General features: G+C 41.8%; 11 protein-coding genes. 10 read left to right on the top strand and 1 reads right to left on the bottom strand.

Annotation, left to right across the window (positions count from 1 at the left end; translation table 11 throughout):
• Positions 1-66 precede the first annotated feature (66 nt).
• The 4 genes from ACE01N_RS11675 (at position 67) to ACE01N_RS11660 (ending at position 9,096) form a co-directional block, all read left to right on the top strand.
• Positions 67-1,902 (top strand): NPCBM/NEW2 domain-containing protein, encoded by a 1,836-nt coding sequence (locus tag ACE01N_RS11675; RefSeq protein WP_380588842.1) that lies wholly within the window; start codon positions 67-69, stop codon positions 1,900-1,902.
• Positions 1,903-1,957: 55 nt separating this feature from the next.
• Positions 1,958-4,789, top strand: a complete 2,832-nt coding sequence (locus ACE01N_RS11670) for an NPCBM/NEW2 domain-containing protein (RefSeq protein ID WP_380588839.1) — start codon at positions 1,958-1,960, stop codon at positions 4,787-4,789.
• Between the two features lie 38 nt (positions 4,790-4,827).
• On the top strand, positions 4,828-7,251 hold the full coding sequence (locus tag ACE01N_RS11665; RefSeq protein WP_380588836.1) for a glycoside hydrolase family 2 TIM barrel-domain containing protein: 2,424 nt from the start codon (positions 4,828-4,830) through the stop codon (positions 7,249-7,251).
• Positions 7,252-7,584: 333 nt separating this feature from the next.
• Complete coding sequence (locus ACE01N_RS11660) at positions 7,585-9,096, top strand: DUF4301 family protein (protein WP_380588833.1); 1,512 nt, start codon at positions 7,585-7,587, stop codon at positions 9,094-9,096.
• 219 nt (positions 9,097-9,315) lie between these two features.
• Here ACE01N_RS11660 and tnpA read toward each other — a convergent pair whose 3' ends face one another.
• The gene (gene tnpA, locus ACE01N_RS11655) at positions 9,316-9,771 is read right to left on the bottom strand and encodes an IS200/IS605 family transposase (RefSeq protein WP_375729876.1); all 456 of its coding nucleotides are present in this window, start codon (positions 9,769-9,771) and stop codon (positions 9,316-9,318) included.
• Between the two features lie 542 nt (positions 9,772-10,313).
• On the opposite strand from tnpA, the gene ACE01N_RS11650 reads away from it, so the two are divergent.
• From ACE01N_RS11650 to nifK, 6 genes are all read left to right on the top strand, one after another.
• Positions 10,314-10,565: a hypothetical protein gene (locus ACE01N_RS11650; protein ID WP_380588829.1), complete on the top strand. Its 252-nt coding sequence runs from the start codon at positions 10,314-10,316 to the stop codon at positions 10,563-10,565.
• A 219-nt stretch (positions 10,566-10,784) separates the two neighbouring features.
• Positions 10,785-11,618 (top strand): nitrogenase iron protein, encoded by an 834-nt coding sequence (gene nifH / locus ACE01N_RS11645; RefSeq protein WP_375729875.1) that lies wholly within the window; start codon positions 10,785-10,787, stop codon positions 11,616-11,618.
• Positions 11,619-11,645: 27 nt separating this feature from the next.
• Complete coding sequence (locus ACE01N_RS11640; RefSeq protein WP_380588825.1) at positions 11,646-11,966, top strand: P-II family nitrogen regulator; 321 nt, start codon at positions 11,646-11,648, stop codon at positions 11,964-11,966.
• 18 nt (positions 11,967-11,984) lie between these two features.
• Entirely contained in the window at positions 11,985-12,362 is a 378-nt protein-coding gene (locus ACE01N_RS11635) for a P-II family nitrogen regulator (protein ID WP_375729874.1), read from the top strand.
• A gap of 25 nt (positions 12,363-12,387) precedes the next feature.
• Positions 12,388-14,031: a nitrogenase molybdenum-iron protein alpha chain gene (gene nifD / locus ACE01N_RS11630; protein ID WP_380588821.1), complete on the top strand. Its 1,644-nt coding sequence runs from the start codon at positions 12,388-12,390 to the stop codon at positions 14,029-14,031.
• 17 nt (positions 14,032-14,048) lie between these two features.
• On the top strand, positions 14,049-15,437 hold the full coding sequence (gene nifK / locus ACE01N_RS11625) for a nitrogenase molybdenum-iron protein subunit beta (protein ID WP_375729872.1): 1,389 nt from the start codon (positions 14,049-14,051) through the stop codon (positions 15,435-15,437).
• Positions 15,438-15,494: the final 57 nt, after the last annotated feature.

Here is a 15,494-nt window from a genome sequence, read left to right as displayed (position 1 = left end):
AATTGAATATTTTATTACAAATAATTCGGTTACATTAAGAATAAACATATAACTAATTAATTTTCTATGAAAACCTTTAGACTTGTACTTTTAGCAATAGTTCTGTGTGGTTCTGTAAACGCACAGACTGGTAGCGATTTTCATGATTGGGCACTGATACCTCCCATGGGTTGGAACAGCTGGGACTGCTTTGGTCCTTCTGTTGTGGAATCTGAAGTCAAAGCCAATGCCGATTATATGGCTGATAATCTGAAAAAATTTGGTTGGCAGTATATAGTGGTTGATATTCGCTGGTATGTTGAAAATCAAACCACGGGGCATTACAATGCCTACAGAAACTCTGACTTTGTTTTGGATAAATACGGACGATATTTGCCATCACCTAAACGTTTCCCTTCTGCAGCTAACGGAGCCGGATTTAAACCACTGGCTGATTATGTGCACGGATTAGGATTGAAATTCGGTATACATATTATGCGTGGGGTTCCAAAGGAGGCTGTTTATAATAAAATGCCGGTTTTGGGTACTGATGTAACGGCGGATCAGATATATTCCAATGAATTGGAATGTACCTGGTTAAAGGATAATTTTACGGTTGTAAAAGGGAAAGCAGGGGCACAGGAGTATTATAATTCTATTCTTGACCTATACGCATCGTGGGGAGTTGATTTTATTAAGGTTGATGATTTATCCAGACCCTATCATGCCGATGAAATAGAAATGATTCGCAATGCTATTGATCAGACCGGCAGACCAATTGTGTTTAGTATGTCACCGGGTGCCACACCACTGGATCAGCATGAACATGCAAAAAACCATGCCAATATGTGGCGTACCATTGACGATTTTTGGGATAACTGGACGCAGCTGAACTATTCCTTTGGTAAATGTGCCGAATGGGCGCCTTATATATCCCCCGGCGCCTGGCCGGATGCAGATATGTTGCCTTTGGGACATTTATCAATTCGCGGTGAAAGGGGAGCAGACAGGTACACCAATTTCACTAAAGACGAGCAGTATACACTGATGACCTTATGGACTATGTTTAAATCGCCGCTTATGTTCGGTGGTCACTTGCCTGATAACGATGATTTTACAAATTCGCTATTGACTAACAAGGAAGTTCTTTATGTGCATAATGCTTCAGTAAACAATAAAGAATGGTTTAACCGGAACGATAAAATTGTCTGGACTGCTGACGATCCTAAGGGTAAAGATAAATTTGTGGGCTTATTCAACATAGGTGGAAATGAGTTTGTGAGTTCCAATAAACTATTGTACCGCAGTGGAACAGTATCAAGGCTTACAGATGGTTATGGTGAATATATCGATATTAAATTGCCGGAGGGAAGCAAGGAATTATATCTGATAGTGGATGATAATGGTGATGGATATAATTATGACCATGCTGACTGGATAACCCCGGTGATATATCTGTCTAATGGCGATTCTGTTCAGCTAACCGATCTTTCGTGGGTTTCAGCAAAAGCAGGATGGGGCGAAGTGCATAAAAACAAAAGTGTTACGGCAAGAGCCTTAAACGTTAAAGGGACAGAATATAAAAATGGCATCGGTACACATTCGCAATCAATTATAAAATACCTGATTCCTGAAAACAGTGTGCGGTTTAAAGCTTTTGGCGGTCTTGATATTGGAGGAACAGGTCATGTTGGTGATGGCTCTACTGTGGAATTTATGGTTTCTGTTGTTGATCCGAAGCCTGATATGGAAACGTACGCAGTACCGATTCCTCTCGATTTAAACAAACTAGGCTATAAAGGTAAATGTAAGATTCGTGATTTATGGCAACAAAAAGACCTTGGTACCTTTCGCGCATCTGAGTTTCAACCTGTAATAAATGCGCATGGTGCTGGCTTGTATCGCATTACTCCGGTTAAATAAATATTGTCTTCAATATCAAATCTGCATAACTACAAATAACTGAATTTATATAATTATGAAAACGTTAAAACTTATAATTCTTTTAGTTCTCATTTCTCCTTTTACTTTTGCCCAGACAGGGAAAGAACTTCCGTTTCAGAAGTGGGCTGTAACTCCACCAATGGGTTGGAACAGCTGGGACTGTTTTGGACCGTCGGTTGTAGAATCTGAAGTAAAGGCAAATGCAGATTATATGGCTGAAAACCTGAAGGATTATGGTTGGGAATATATTGTTGTGGATATTCGCTGGTATGTAGATAACCAGACTTCAGGTTCCTATAACAGCTTTGATAATTCAACTTTCATTTACGATGAATACGGTCGGTATATGCCTTCTCCAACACGATTTCCTTCAGCAGCCAATGGAGCCGGGTTTAAACCACTGGCAGATTATATACATGCTAAAGGATTGAAATTCGGAATACACATCATGCGTGGCGTACCGAGAAAGGCTATAACAAATTCTTTGCCGATAAAAGGGTATGAGTCAAAAACGGCAGCCGATATTTACAACACAAATACATTGTGTACCTGGTTGCAGGACAACTATACGGTTGATGCCACTAAAGATGGAGCTCAGGAATACTATAATTCTATTTTTGAATTGTATGCTTCGTGGGGTGTGGACTTTGTAAAAGTAGATGACCTTTCACGTCCATACCATTCAGATGAAATTGAGATGATCCGTAATGCCATTGATAACAGTGGCAGACCAATGGTTTTGAGCATGTCACCGGGAGCAACACCCCTGGACGAGCACGATCATGCAAAGAATCATGCCAATATGTGGCGAACAGTGGATGATTTCTGGGATAACTGGAGTCAGCTGAATTATTCTTTTACAAAGTGTGCAGAGTGGGCACCATATATCTCACCGGGCGGATGGCCGGATGCTGATATGCTTCCGTTAGGAAAATTTATTCGCGGCGAACGTGCTACCAACCGGTATACCAATTTTACTGAACCGGAACAATATACCCTGATGACCTTGTGGAGCATTTTTCGTTCGCCACTGATGTTTGGTGGTAATCTGCCGGATAACCAGAGTTTTACAGATTCGCTCATTACCAATAAAGAGGTACTGGGAATGCACAAATTGTCAGTCAACAACAAGGAGTGGTACAAGGAAAATGAAGTGGTGAGCTGGACTGCTGATGATCCGGTAACGGGTGATAAGTTTGTGGCCTTGTTTAACAGTGGAGGTGATGGCTTTGTCAGTACAAAAGATTTGCTGTACCGCAGCGGTACGATATCCACATTAACGGATGGCTATGGTGTGAATATAGATATCAGTATTCCCGCCGGGAGTAAAGAATTATACCTTATTGTTACGGATGCGGGAGACGGTTACGACTGTGATCATGCAGACTGGATCAGTCCGTATATTTATTTTGATAACGGTGATTCAGCATTGCTTTCCGATATGGACTGGGAATACGCCTCGGCAGGTTGGAATTCGGTTCAGAAGAATAAAAGTATTTCAGGTGGTACATTAAATGTGAAAGGAACTACATATGCAAAAGGTCTGGGGACGCATCCTCAGTCCATCGTGTTATACAGTATTCCTGAAAACACAGTAGGCTTTAAAGCTTTTGCCGGACTTGATATTGGCGGTACAAGCCAGGCTTGCGGTTCTACAGTTGAATTTATGATTGCCAACCAGGATCCTACGGTTCGGGAGGTAAATGTGCATACGGCACTTGCTAACAGCGGACGAATCAGCAGGACAATTGGCCGTGAAGGAGATACACTGACGGCTGATATTACAGGTGCGGAAAAGCTCTATCTGGTGGTGACTGATGCCGGTGATAATTTTAATTATGACCATGGTGACTGGATTAATCCTGCTATTTATATGGAGAACGGAGATTCATTGCTGCTGACCTCATTAAACTGGGTAAGTGCTACAAGTGGCTGGGCCAGTGTCAGGAAAAACCTGAGCCTGGATGGTAATACGCTTAAGGTGAATGGCAAAAGTTACACAAATGGGTTTGGAGTCAATTCGTATTCAATCATAGAATTTAATCTTCCGACCGGATACACAACATTTAAAACATTCTGTGGATTTGATGATGAAGTTCTGAATGCTCCTGATGGTGTTACAATAGAATTTTTGGTTTATACACAGGATCCCTCAGTGAAAGACAGCCTTAGTATTCCATTGAATCTGGTTGATTTGGGTTTTAATGGATCATGCAGTATCAGGGATATGTGGGCTAAGGAAGATTTGGGAACTTACTCAGGTTCTGAGTTTGCTCCTTCCATGGCAACTCATGGTGCAGGCTTGTATCGTGTATCTGCAATTGGCAGGTCAGCTGATGTTGAAGCTAATTTGTCGGCATCGGCAGCAGAAATTATGGAGGATGAAAATCTGACACTCACAGTGGATGTGAGCAAAACAGCTGAAACAACAGATACAATAAGTGGTTGGGTACAGATCTATCAGAATGATTCGCTTATTGCAAACATTGAGTTGAATGCTTCAGGGGTGGCCGAATATAGTACCGTGTTACTGACAGAAGGTAACTATACCTTTACTGCTAACTACGGTGGTAATACCTTGTTCATCCCTTCCGTAACCAACCCGGTATCTGTAACTGTAACAAAGAATCATACAGCTCTTAGCGGAGAAACAATAACCCTGAAGTTATGGATTACATCTATGGGCGGATTGAATTATCTCAATGGTTTACATCAGGGAGATAAAGTAGTTGTATATAATATAAACGGTCGAAAACTGGATGAATTTACGGCATCTTCTGATGTGGAGAAAATCAGTGCAAAGGGTACAGTTTTGATTGAGGTTATAGCTAAAGGAAGTATAAAGCAACTGAAAGCAGTTCTCTAAGTTTTGCGGGAGGATAAAATAAGATTAATAAAATGATGATGGCTAAAAGATTCTTCAGTCTGCTGCTCACAGTTTTAATTATTTCTGCATGTAGCAATGCATCAGAGCCGCAAAATGGAAATCCTGAAAGGAAACAATTGTTCGATTTCGATTGGAAATTTGCATTGGGTGATTATCCTGATGCCGCAAAACCGGATTTTGACGATTCCGGATGGCGCCATCTTGATTTGCCACACGACTGGAGCATTGAGGGAAAATCAGATATCAACAACCCTTCAGAAGGGGAAGGCGGCTTTTATCCGATGGGAGCAGGCTGGTACCGCAAAACATTTCAAATGCCGGAAGACTGGAAGGGTAAACTTGTATCCGCATATTTTGGCGGTGTTTATATGAATGCCCGGGTATTTATCAACGGACAGGCACTTGGGAGTCAACCCTACGGATATACCTCATTTTATAGGGACCTGACGCCCTACCTGAAAGAAGGTGATAATGTGCTGGCCGTTAAAGTGGATAATTCAAAACAGAAGAACTGCCGCTGGTATAGTGGGTCGGGCATATACCGACATGTGTGGATGGTGGTGACAGACTCAGTTCACATAGGTCAGTGGGGGATCGCTGTTACAACGCCTGATGTTAGTGAAACGAAAGCAGTAGTAAATATCCGGACATTGGTAAAAAATGAAACAAATGAGGATCAGAAAATTGTTTTGACAACACGGATTTCAGATAAAAACAAGAAGGAGTCAGGCGCAAATGATGTCACAGTAGTACTTCAGGCAAATTCGGAAAAGGAAATTGAACAGGAATTGAATGTAAAGGATCCGTTATTATGGACTACGGATGAACCAAACCTTTACAGGGCACAGATTCAGATTAAAAAAGCTGATATCATAACGGATCGGGAAGTTCAGAATTTCGGGATTCGTTCAATCAGTTTCAGTGCTGAAGAAGGCTTTTTATTGAATGGCGAGAAAGTTTTACTCAACGGTGGTTGTGTGCATCATGACAACGGTTGTCTGGGAGCCAAAGCATATGACCGTGCCGAAGAAAAAAAAGTTGAATTATTAAAAGAGGCTGGATTCAATGCTGTAAGAACGTCTCACAATCCACCTTCACAGGCATTTTTGGACGCCTGCGATCGTTTAGGTTTACTTGTTATTGATGAGGCTTTTGATGGTTGGAGGACTGCAAAAGCACCACAGGCTCCGTATGATTATTCCATCTATTTTGATGAATATTGGGAGCATGATCTCTCATCTATGGTGCTGAGAGACAGGAACCATCCTTCAGTTATTATGTGGAGCATAGGGAATGAAATTATAGAACGCACCAAACCGGAAGCTGTTGAAACAGCAAAAATGCTTGCAGATAAAGTCAAAGAGATTGATCCGACACGTCCGGTAACTTCGGCTATGACCACATGGGGACAGGGATGGAAGATTTTTGATCCATTGATGGCAGTTCACGATGTGTGTGGTTACAATTATCAACTCCATATGGCAGAGTCTGATCATAAGCGTGTGCCGGATAGGATTATTGTAAATACTGAGTCCTATCCCCGAAATGCATTTAATATCTGGAGCCTGGTCAGCAAGCACAATTATATCATCGGTGATTTTGTTTGGACTGCCATGGATTACCTTGGTGAATCCGGGATAGGCCGGTATTATTATCCGGGAGAACCACGTGGAGAACATTGGGAGGCCAATCTTTATCCGTGGCATGGTGCCTATTGTGGCGATATAGATCTTACCGGATGGCGTAAACCTATTTCGCATTATCGTAGCATGCTTTACAATGATACCGAAAAGCTTTATATGGCGGTAAAAGAACCAAATCCGGATAACGGGCAGATCCGATTAACTATGTGGGCTGTATGGCCTACCTGGGAAAGCTGGACCTGGCCGGGACATGAAGGAAAGGACATTGAGGTTGAAGTGTATAGCAAATTTCCATCAGTAAGGCTGTATCTGAATAATTCTTTGATTGCAGAACAAAAAACTTCGGTTGATCAGCAGTTTAAAGCAACGTTTTCAGTACCGTATCAGGCGGGGACACTTAAAGCAGTTGGCGTAACAAACGGTAAAGAGGTAGAAACGGTTGAACTGAATACGGCCGGACAGGTTACGGGAATTCGTTTAAATCCGGATCGCGCCACCATTTCGGCTGATGGTCAGGATTTATCCTACATTATTGTTGAATTAACGGATGACAAAGGATTTGTTGATCCCAATGCAGACAATGAAATGGTATTTAGTATTAAAGGTCCCGGAGAGATTATAGGCGTGGATAATGCTGACCTGAAGGATACAACATTATACGTTGGGACGATTCGAAATGCATGGCATGGGCGTGCAATGGTAGTCGTTAAGAGTCTGCGAAAATCCGGTGATATAACATTGACAGTCAATTCTGAAGGCTTAAACAGTGCATCAACAACAATTAAGACTATTAATTAGATTCTGATTGTACATCAGTCAGCTCTTCATTCTGATCCGGCGTCCTATTTCTTTATACACACACCCGTTAAAATAGTTCAGTTCTTCGGATTGTTTTTTCAACGGGTATATTATTTAATTTGAGGCTGAAAGCCTCTCTGCACCGAACCAGACATGCAATGTCAGGTTGATGAACGAAGTGAATATCCACGCTGAAAGTGTGGTTGAAAGATTAATATAAATAGCGATCCGGTTTTATCAAACATTTGAATAATATATCTTTGTATCCATAACGAATTGAATCGCTTTTTTTAAGCGATTTCTTAATTATTACCTCATAAATTTTTTGACAACATGGAATTTGCTCCGCAGGATTTGGCTCAGATAAAAGCACTTGGTAAACAGCCGGAAGAAGTAACCTCTCAATTGGATCGTTTTGTAAACGGGTTTCCCGATATTAAATTATACAGCACTATTTCAGAGGGAAACGGACTTTATAAACTATCCGCTGATGAATTGAAACAATATATTGCAAAATATGAAACTGAAAGTGAAGGCAGGCAACTGGTGAAGTTTGTTCCTGCATCAGGAGCTGCAAGCAGGATGTTTAAAAACCTTTATAACTTTCTTGAAGGACAGGTCAGCAGTGATGACAAGGATGTGCAGGCTTTTTTTAGCGGAATTGGCCGTTTCGCATTTTCAGAAGAATTAAAAGCTCTGTTGGGAGATGAGGCAGATAATCTCATAAAAAACAAGGATAAGAAAGTAGTTGAACTTTTATTATCGGATGATGGACTTAGTTACGGAAACTTACCTAAAGCTTTATTGACGTTTCATAAGTATACCGATGGGAATACGTCTAAAGCCATTGATGAACATTTGGTAGAAGGTTCGTTATATTGTTCCGGATCAGACAATAAGGTTTCCTTACATTTTACGGTTTCAGAGGAACATATGGATCTCATCAAATCATATCTGGCAAAATCAGTTCCCGTACTGGAAAAACAGTTTAATAAGCATTATGAGATTACTTTTTCCATACAGGATAAGGTTACGGATACTATTGCTGTTGATCTTGATAATCAACCGGTCAGAAAAGAAAATGGAGAATTATTATTCCGTCCGGGAGGCCATGGCGCACTGTTAAAGAATCTGGATGCTATTGATGCAGATATCATCTTTATCAAGAATATTGACAATGTTGCTGCACAGTGGCTAATTCAGGATACCATTGATTATAAAAAAGCTCTGGGTGGTGTATTGATTGACATTCAGGGAAAAATATTTGACTATTGCAGGATACTTAATAATTCCCAGTCAATTGAGGGAGACATGGAAAAAGAAATCCTGCATTTCATGGATACAAAACTGGGGTATAAAATACCAGGTTTATTTAATGAGTTGAGTGAAAAGGAAAGGGCGGCTTTTTTGTACACTAAACTTAACAGGCCATTGAGAATTTGTGGGGTGATCCAAAGCAGCAATACCGGTGGTGGCCCGTTCTGGGTGAAGCATCCTGATGGTTCAGAAAGCCTACAGTTGGTAGAAACAGCACAGGTTAACCTGGATAACCCGGCACAGATAGATATTCTGAGATCGTCGCAATATGCCAATATTACGGACCTTGTTTGTGGGGTCAGGGATTTTAAAGGAAACAAATTCGATCTGATGACATACAGAGATCCTGATACGGGTTTTATTGCAGAGAAATCTCAGGGCGGAAAAGTCTTGAAAGCGATGGAGTTACCCGGATTATGGAATGGAGCTATGAGTGACTGGAATACGGCATTTGTTGAAGTACCTGCCACAACATTTAATCCTGTAAAAACGGTTCTTGATTTGCTCAATAAAGAACATCAGGGATAATAAATTAGTATATGGTTTCAGTCAGCCCTACAGGCTGATCCGGCACGCCAGCCAACACCCGGCACTGCGTACCGGGTTAAGGTCGCTTAGTCCTTCAGACTATGCTTTGAACTATAGAATGTGTATAATTGAGGCTGAAAGCCTCTCTGACTTCAACCTGACATGCAATGTCAGGTTGAAGAGCGTAGCGAATACCCACGCTGAAGGCGTGGTTGGAATTCAGTTCCAGAAGTATTCAGGATCGTAGTTGATAATATTGAACTGTTTAACGAATTCCTCAACTTCCTCTCTAAACGATTTGTATTTGTGGTGGCTCTCCTGATCTTTAATGTAATTAATAACTTTTTCCAGATTCATGTAATTCACCGAGAATGCACCATAACCTCTTTGCCACGTAAATGTAGAATAATCACCTCCAAAGTCCTTTAGCCATTTTGATGAACGCGCTTTTACCTCCTTAATTACATCCGTAAGGGCATAATTTTTTGAAAGTTTAAACAGTATGTGAATGTGATCTGGCACGGAATTAATTATGACAGACGGAGATTCCTGTGATCGTAATATTCCGCCGATAAATTGATGTAATCTGTGTTTTACCTGATCCTTGATATAAGGATGCCTTTCTTTAGTGCCAAATGTAAGATGAACATAAATCTGTGATAATGACTGACTCATGGTTTAGAATTTTAAGGTGTTTTTAAAGTTAATACATTCAGGTGAAGTTGTCAAGTTTTTCAGTCAGCCCTACGGGCTGAATTGGCGCACGGGCCATCAACCCCGGCACTTCGTGCCGGTTTAAAGTCGCTCAGTCCTTTGGACTGGGTTGTTAACAGAAAGAAGGAATTATGCAGGATGCATACTTTAACGTAATGTACTAATTTGTTTAATAGCTTGCTCTTTCAGTTATCCCTACAGGCTGATCCGGCACACCAGCCAGCACCCGGCACTTCGTACTGGGTTAAGTCCGCTTAGTCCTTCAGATCGGGTTGTTAACAGAAAGAAGGAATTATGCAGGATGCATACTTTAACGTAAGGTACTAATTTGTTTAATAGCTTATTCTTTCAGTCAGCCCTACAGGCTGATCCGGCACACCAGCCAGCACCCGGCACTTCGTACCGGGTTAAGTCCGCTTAGTCCTTCAGACCGGGTTGTTAACAGAAAGAAGGAATTATGCAGGATGCATACTTTAACGTAATGTACTAATTTGTTTAATAGCTTGCTCTTTCAGTTATTCCTACAGGCTGATCCGGCACGTCAGCCAGCACCCGGCACTTCGTACCGGGTTAAGGTCGCTCAGTCCTTCAGACTTGAGTTGACCTGTAGAATGTGTATAACTGAGGCTGAAAGCCTCTCTGACTACAACCTGACATGCAATGTCAGGTTGATGAACGTAGTGAATACCCACGCTGAAGGTGTGGTTGAATATTGCCGGTCCGATGAAATTTATATCATCGGATCATTAGTTTAATAAGCCTACATTTTCGTATAACGACCCGTTGTATCCTACAATTATGTAGGATTTTTTGTTTGTGGGATTTCCTGTGCCAAAAAAGTTGAATAAAAAATATTCCCCAATATATCAGTCGTTTGAGCGAATAAAAACATGCTAAAAAACATGTTTTTATAAAATATGGCATGCATATCGCAATGGAGGTTCGCAAATAAAAAATTTCTAAAAAGAGTTGACATGAAAAAAATGAGAAAGATTGCGATTTACGGTAAAGGTGGTATCGGAAAATCAACCACTACTCAAAACACAGTTGCAGGCTTAGTTGAAATGGGCAAAAATGTAATTGTTGTAGGATGTGACCCCAAAGCAGATTCTACCCGATTGTTATTGGGCGGATTAGCACAAAAAACAGTTTTGGATACTCTACGTGAAGAAGGTGAAGATGTGGAATTGGATGATATCATCAAACTTGGTTACGGAGGAACAAGATGTGTTGAATCAGGAGGTCCTGAACCAGGTGTAGGATGTGCCGGTCGTGGTATTATTACATCTATTAACCTGTTGGAGCAGTTAGGAGCATGGGATGAAAAATTTGAAACAGATTATACATTCTATGATGTACTTGGTGATGTTGTATGTGGTGGATTTGCAATGCCAATTCGTGATGGTAAAGCACAGGAAATTTACATTGTTGTTTCAGGTGAGATGATGGCAATGTATGCTGCCAATAACATCTGTAAAGGTATCCAGAAATATGCACAGAACGGTTCTGTTCGTTTAGGCGGTTTGATTTGTAACTCACGTAAGGTTGACAATGAATCGGCAATGATTGAGGAGCTGGCCCGCCAGTTAGGCACTCAGATGATTCATTTTGTGCCACGTGATAACATGGTTCAGCATGCGGAAATTAACCGTAAAACTGTGATTGAACATGCACCGGAGCATCCACAGGCTGACGAATATCGCGCGTTGGCAAAAGCCATTGATGATAACGAGATGTTCGTTATTCCAACGCCATTACCAATGGATAAACTGGAAAAATTATTAATCGACTTTGGAATCGCTAACTAATAAATATTGGAGGAACCGGATATGTTAATGATACGTGCAATTGTAAGACCAGAGAAATCATCTAAAGTGATGAAAGCACTCTTTGAATCAGGTTATGTGGCTGTGACTAAAATTCCTGTTGTAGGACGTGGTAAACAGCGTGGTATAAAAATCGGTGATGTTACATACGACGAGTTGCCGAAAGAAATGTTAATGATTGTGGTTAAGGACGATGATAAGGAGTTTGCGATCAACACCATCATGGAATCAGCCCGCTCAGATGGCGGTGGCGCTTATGGTGACGGTAAAATATTTGTGATGCCGGTAGAGGAAGCTTATACCATCAGCCGCGGAACCAAGGAATTATAACCATTAAACTGAACAACTATGAAATCGGTAATGGCCATAATTCGCATCAACATGATGAATAAAACAAAGAGAGCACTCTCTGCAGCCGGCATTACATCAATGACGGCTACAGGAAATGCCTTTGGAAGAGGTAAAGGATTCTGGGATGCTAAAGTAATGGACGCTGCAAGGAAAGATGTTCCTGAAGCCATCGAGCACCTCGGCAAAGAACCACGCCTCAGACCCCAGAGGGTGCTTACAGTGACAGTGCCCGATAACAAGGTAAAACTGGTTGTCGATACCATTATGAAAGTTAATTGTACCAAATCTCCGGGTGACGGAAAAATCTTTGTGACACCGGAAGTGGATTCAATTAGGATACGAACAGGAGAACGGGGCGATTCGGTCCTGGATTAACACTTCACCATAAAAAACAGAAGTTATGTCAAAAGATGAAATAAAAAAATTAGACAAGGTAGTGCTGCCAGACCCAGAGGAGTTGAAAGAAGAGATATTGAAAAAATATCCGAGAAAGGTAGCCAAGAAAAGAGCCAAAGGATTTGTCGCCAACGATCCTGATAGTGTACCCGAAGTGCAGGCTAACGTTCGTACCGTTCCGGGTATCATTACGCAGCGTGGTTGTACCTATGCAGGTTGTAAAGGGGTTATTCTTGGACCTTCGCGCGATGTGGTAAATATTGTTCACGGACCGATAGGGTGTAGCTTCTATGCATGGCTGACTCGCCGTAACCAGACCAATCCGCCAACACCGGATGATCCAAACTACATAACATATGCTTTTTCTACCGATATGCAGGATTCCAATATCGTATTCGGTGGAGAGCAAAAACTAAGAGATGCCATTCGCGATGCTTTTGAATTGTTTCATCCGCATTCTATCAGTGTATTTTCAACCTGTCCTGTAGGTTTGATAGGTGATGATATTCATGCTGTATGCCGTGAGATGAAAGCAGAACTGGGCATTAATATTTTCGGGTTCTCCTGTGAAGGTTATCGCGGTGTAAGTCAGAGTGCCGGTCACCATATTGCCAATAACAAGATTTTCCAGGAAGTTGTCGGTATTTCTGATAAGACTGAACGCAAAGGTAAATTCCAGGTGAACCTGATGGGTGAATATAACATTGGTGGTGATGCCTTTATTCTGGAAGATTATTTTGAAGAAATGGGTGTTTCTCTGATGGCAACATTTAGTGGAAACTCAACCATTGAAAGTTATGAAACATCGCATCTGGCAGATTTGAACATGGTGATGTGTCACCGATCCATCAACTACATTGCCGATATGATGGAGAAAAAATATGGTATTCCCTGGTTCAAAGTCAATTTTATTGGAGCTGAAGCCTCTGCAAAATCCTTGAGGAAACTGGCTGAATATTTTGGTGATAAAGATATGATAGCTGCAACGGAAGCACTTATAAAACGTGAAATGGCGAAAGTTAAAGCTGTTTTGGATGAGGTTCGCCCGAAACTGGAGGGTAAAACAGCCATGATGTTTGTAGGTGGTTCAAGGGCTCACCACTATCAGGAACTGTTTGCCGAAATGGGAATGCGTACAATTGCTGCCGGTTACGAGTTTGCTCACCGCGACGACTACGAGGGTCGTTCGGTAATACCGACTATAAAAATTGATGCCGATACACGAAACATCGAGGATTTGGTAGTCAGCAAGGATGAAAAGATGTACCGCGAAGAGCTGCAGAAAAGAAAGGAAGAGCTTGCGGCCAAAGGATACGAATTCCGCGATTACAATGGAATGATGCCTGAAATGGATAAAAATGCCATGATTATCGATGATATCTCACACCACGAAACAGAAAAACTGCTCGAGATGGTTAAACCGGATATCTTCTGTGCCGGTATTAAGGAGAAATATGTGATCCAGAAACACGGAATCCCAATGAAGCAGCTTCATAGTTACGATTATGGAGGACCTTATGCCGGATTCGAAGGTGCCATCAACTTCTATCGTGAAATAGAACGAATGATTACTACTGACGTGTGGAAACTGATTGATGCGCCATGGAAACATGAGCCGGAGATTGTGGGAAGTGTTGTTGTAGAATAATTTAAAAATCAGAAATCATGTTATTAAGACATACAAAAAAAGCATCGGAAACGATAGAGCGGAAAGGGTTAACTATTAACCCGGCAAAGACCTGTCAGCCTGTTGGGGCAATGTATGCTGCACTTGGAGTGCACGGTTGTCTGCCTCACAGTCACGGTTCTCAGGGATGTTGTTCATATCACCGTAGTGCCCTCACAAGGCATTATAAAGAGCCTGTCATGGCATCTACCAGTTCATTTACCGAAGGTGCCTCAGTGTTTGGAGGCCAGGCAAACCTGCTACAGGGGCTGGATAATATCTTCACCATTTATGAACCGGATATTGTAGCTGTTCACTCTACATGTTTGTCGGAAACAATTGGTGACGACCTTGCCCAGATTGTTGGAAAAGCCAGAGACGATGGTAAAGTGCCCGAAGGAAAACATGTGGTTTATGCCTCTACGCCAAGTTATGTGGGATCGCACGTTACGGGTTACGCCAATATGATAAAGGGCTTTATAGACTATTTTGCCTATAATACCGGAGAGAAAAAGCGCCAGGTAAATATTATACCGGGCTGGTGTGAACCGGCTGATATGCGTGAGATAAAACGTATGACAGGTATGTTGGGGGTAAAATCGGTAATGTTGCCGGATACATCCGATGTACTGGATGCACCGATGACCGGTAAGCACATTATGTATCCTGCCGGTGGAACCACAATTCCGGAAATGGCATCCATGGGCGACTCTATGTTTACCGTTGGCCTTGGGGAATGGAGTACACGCGATGCGGCCATCCATCTTGAAAATAAATGTAAGGTGAAATTCACCGTTGGCGATTTGCCGATAGGTATAAAAGCTACGGACCGTTTTATCCAGGAACTTTCGAAAGCTGCCAAGGTTTCCATTCCTTATACTGTTTCAGTAGAACGTGGCCGGTTAGTTGATATGGCTGCCGATATGCAACAGTATTTATTTGGAAAACGAGTGGCCCTCTGGGGTGATCCGGATCAGCTAGTCCCGTTAACTGAATTCCTTGTTGACCTTGGAATGAAACCGGTTTACATTGTTTCCGGAACACCGGGAAAACGCTTCAAAAAACGGATGGAAGATATACTTTCTGAAAAAGTACCTGAAGCAAAATATCTGAACGGCGAACGTGCTGATATGTTCCAGATGCATTCATGGATTAAGGATGAAGGTGTGGATCTGATTATCGGTAATACCTACGGGAAATATATTGCCAGGGACGAGAATATTCCTTTCGTTCGTTACGGATTCCCTATCATGGACCGTGTAGGTCACAGTTATTTCCCGACAGTAGGCTATATGGGAGGTATCAGGTTGCTGGAGAAAATACTTCAGGTATTAATGGACAGACAGGATGCAACCTGTGCTGAAGAAAAATTTGAACTCGTAATGTAACAACGATAGTTATGCAATGCGGTTTGTTTGCCGGGCAGGGTTCAGGGGCTATAGACC

The organism is Quyinboa ferrireducens, assembly GCF_042436675.1.
Classification (GTDB): domain Bacteria; phylum Bacteroidota; class Bacteroidia; order Bacteroidales; family UBA5342; genus JBHJHP01.
Note: the sequence above shows the minus strand (reverse complement) of the source record. Positions and strands in the feature narration are given on the sequence as shown.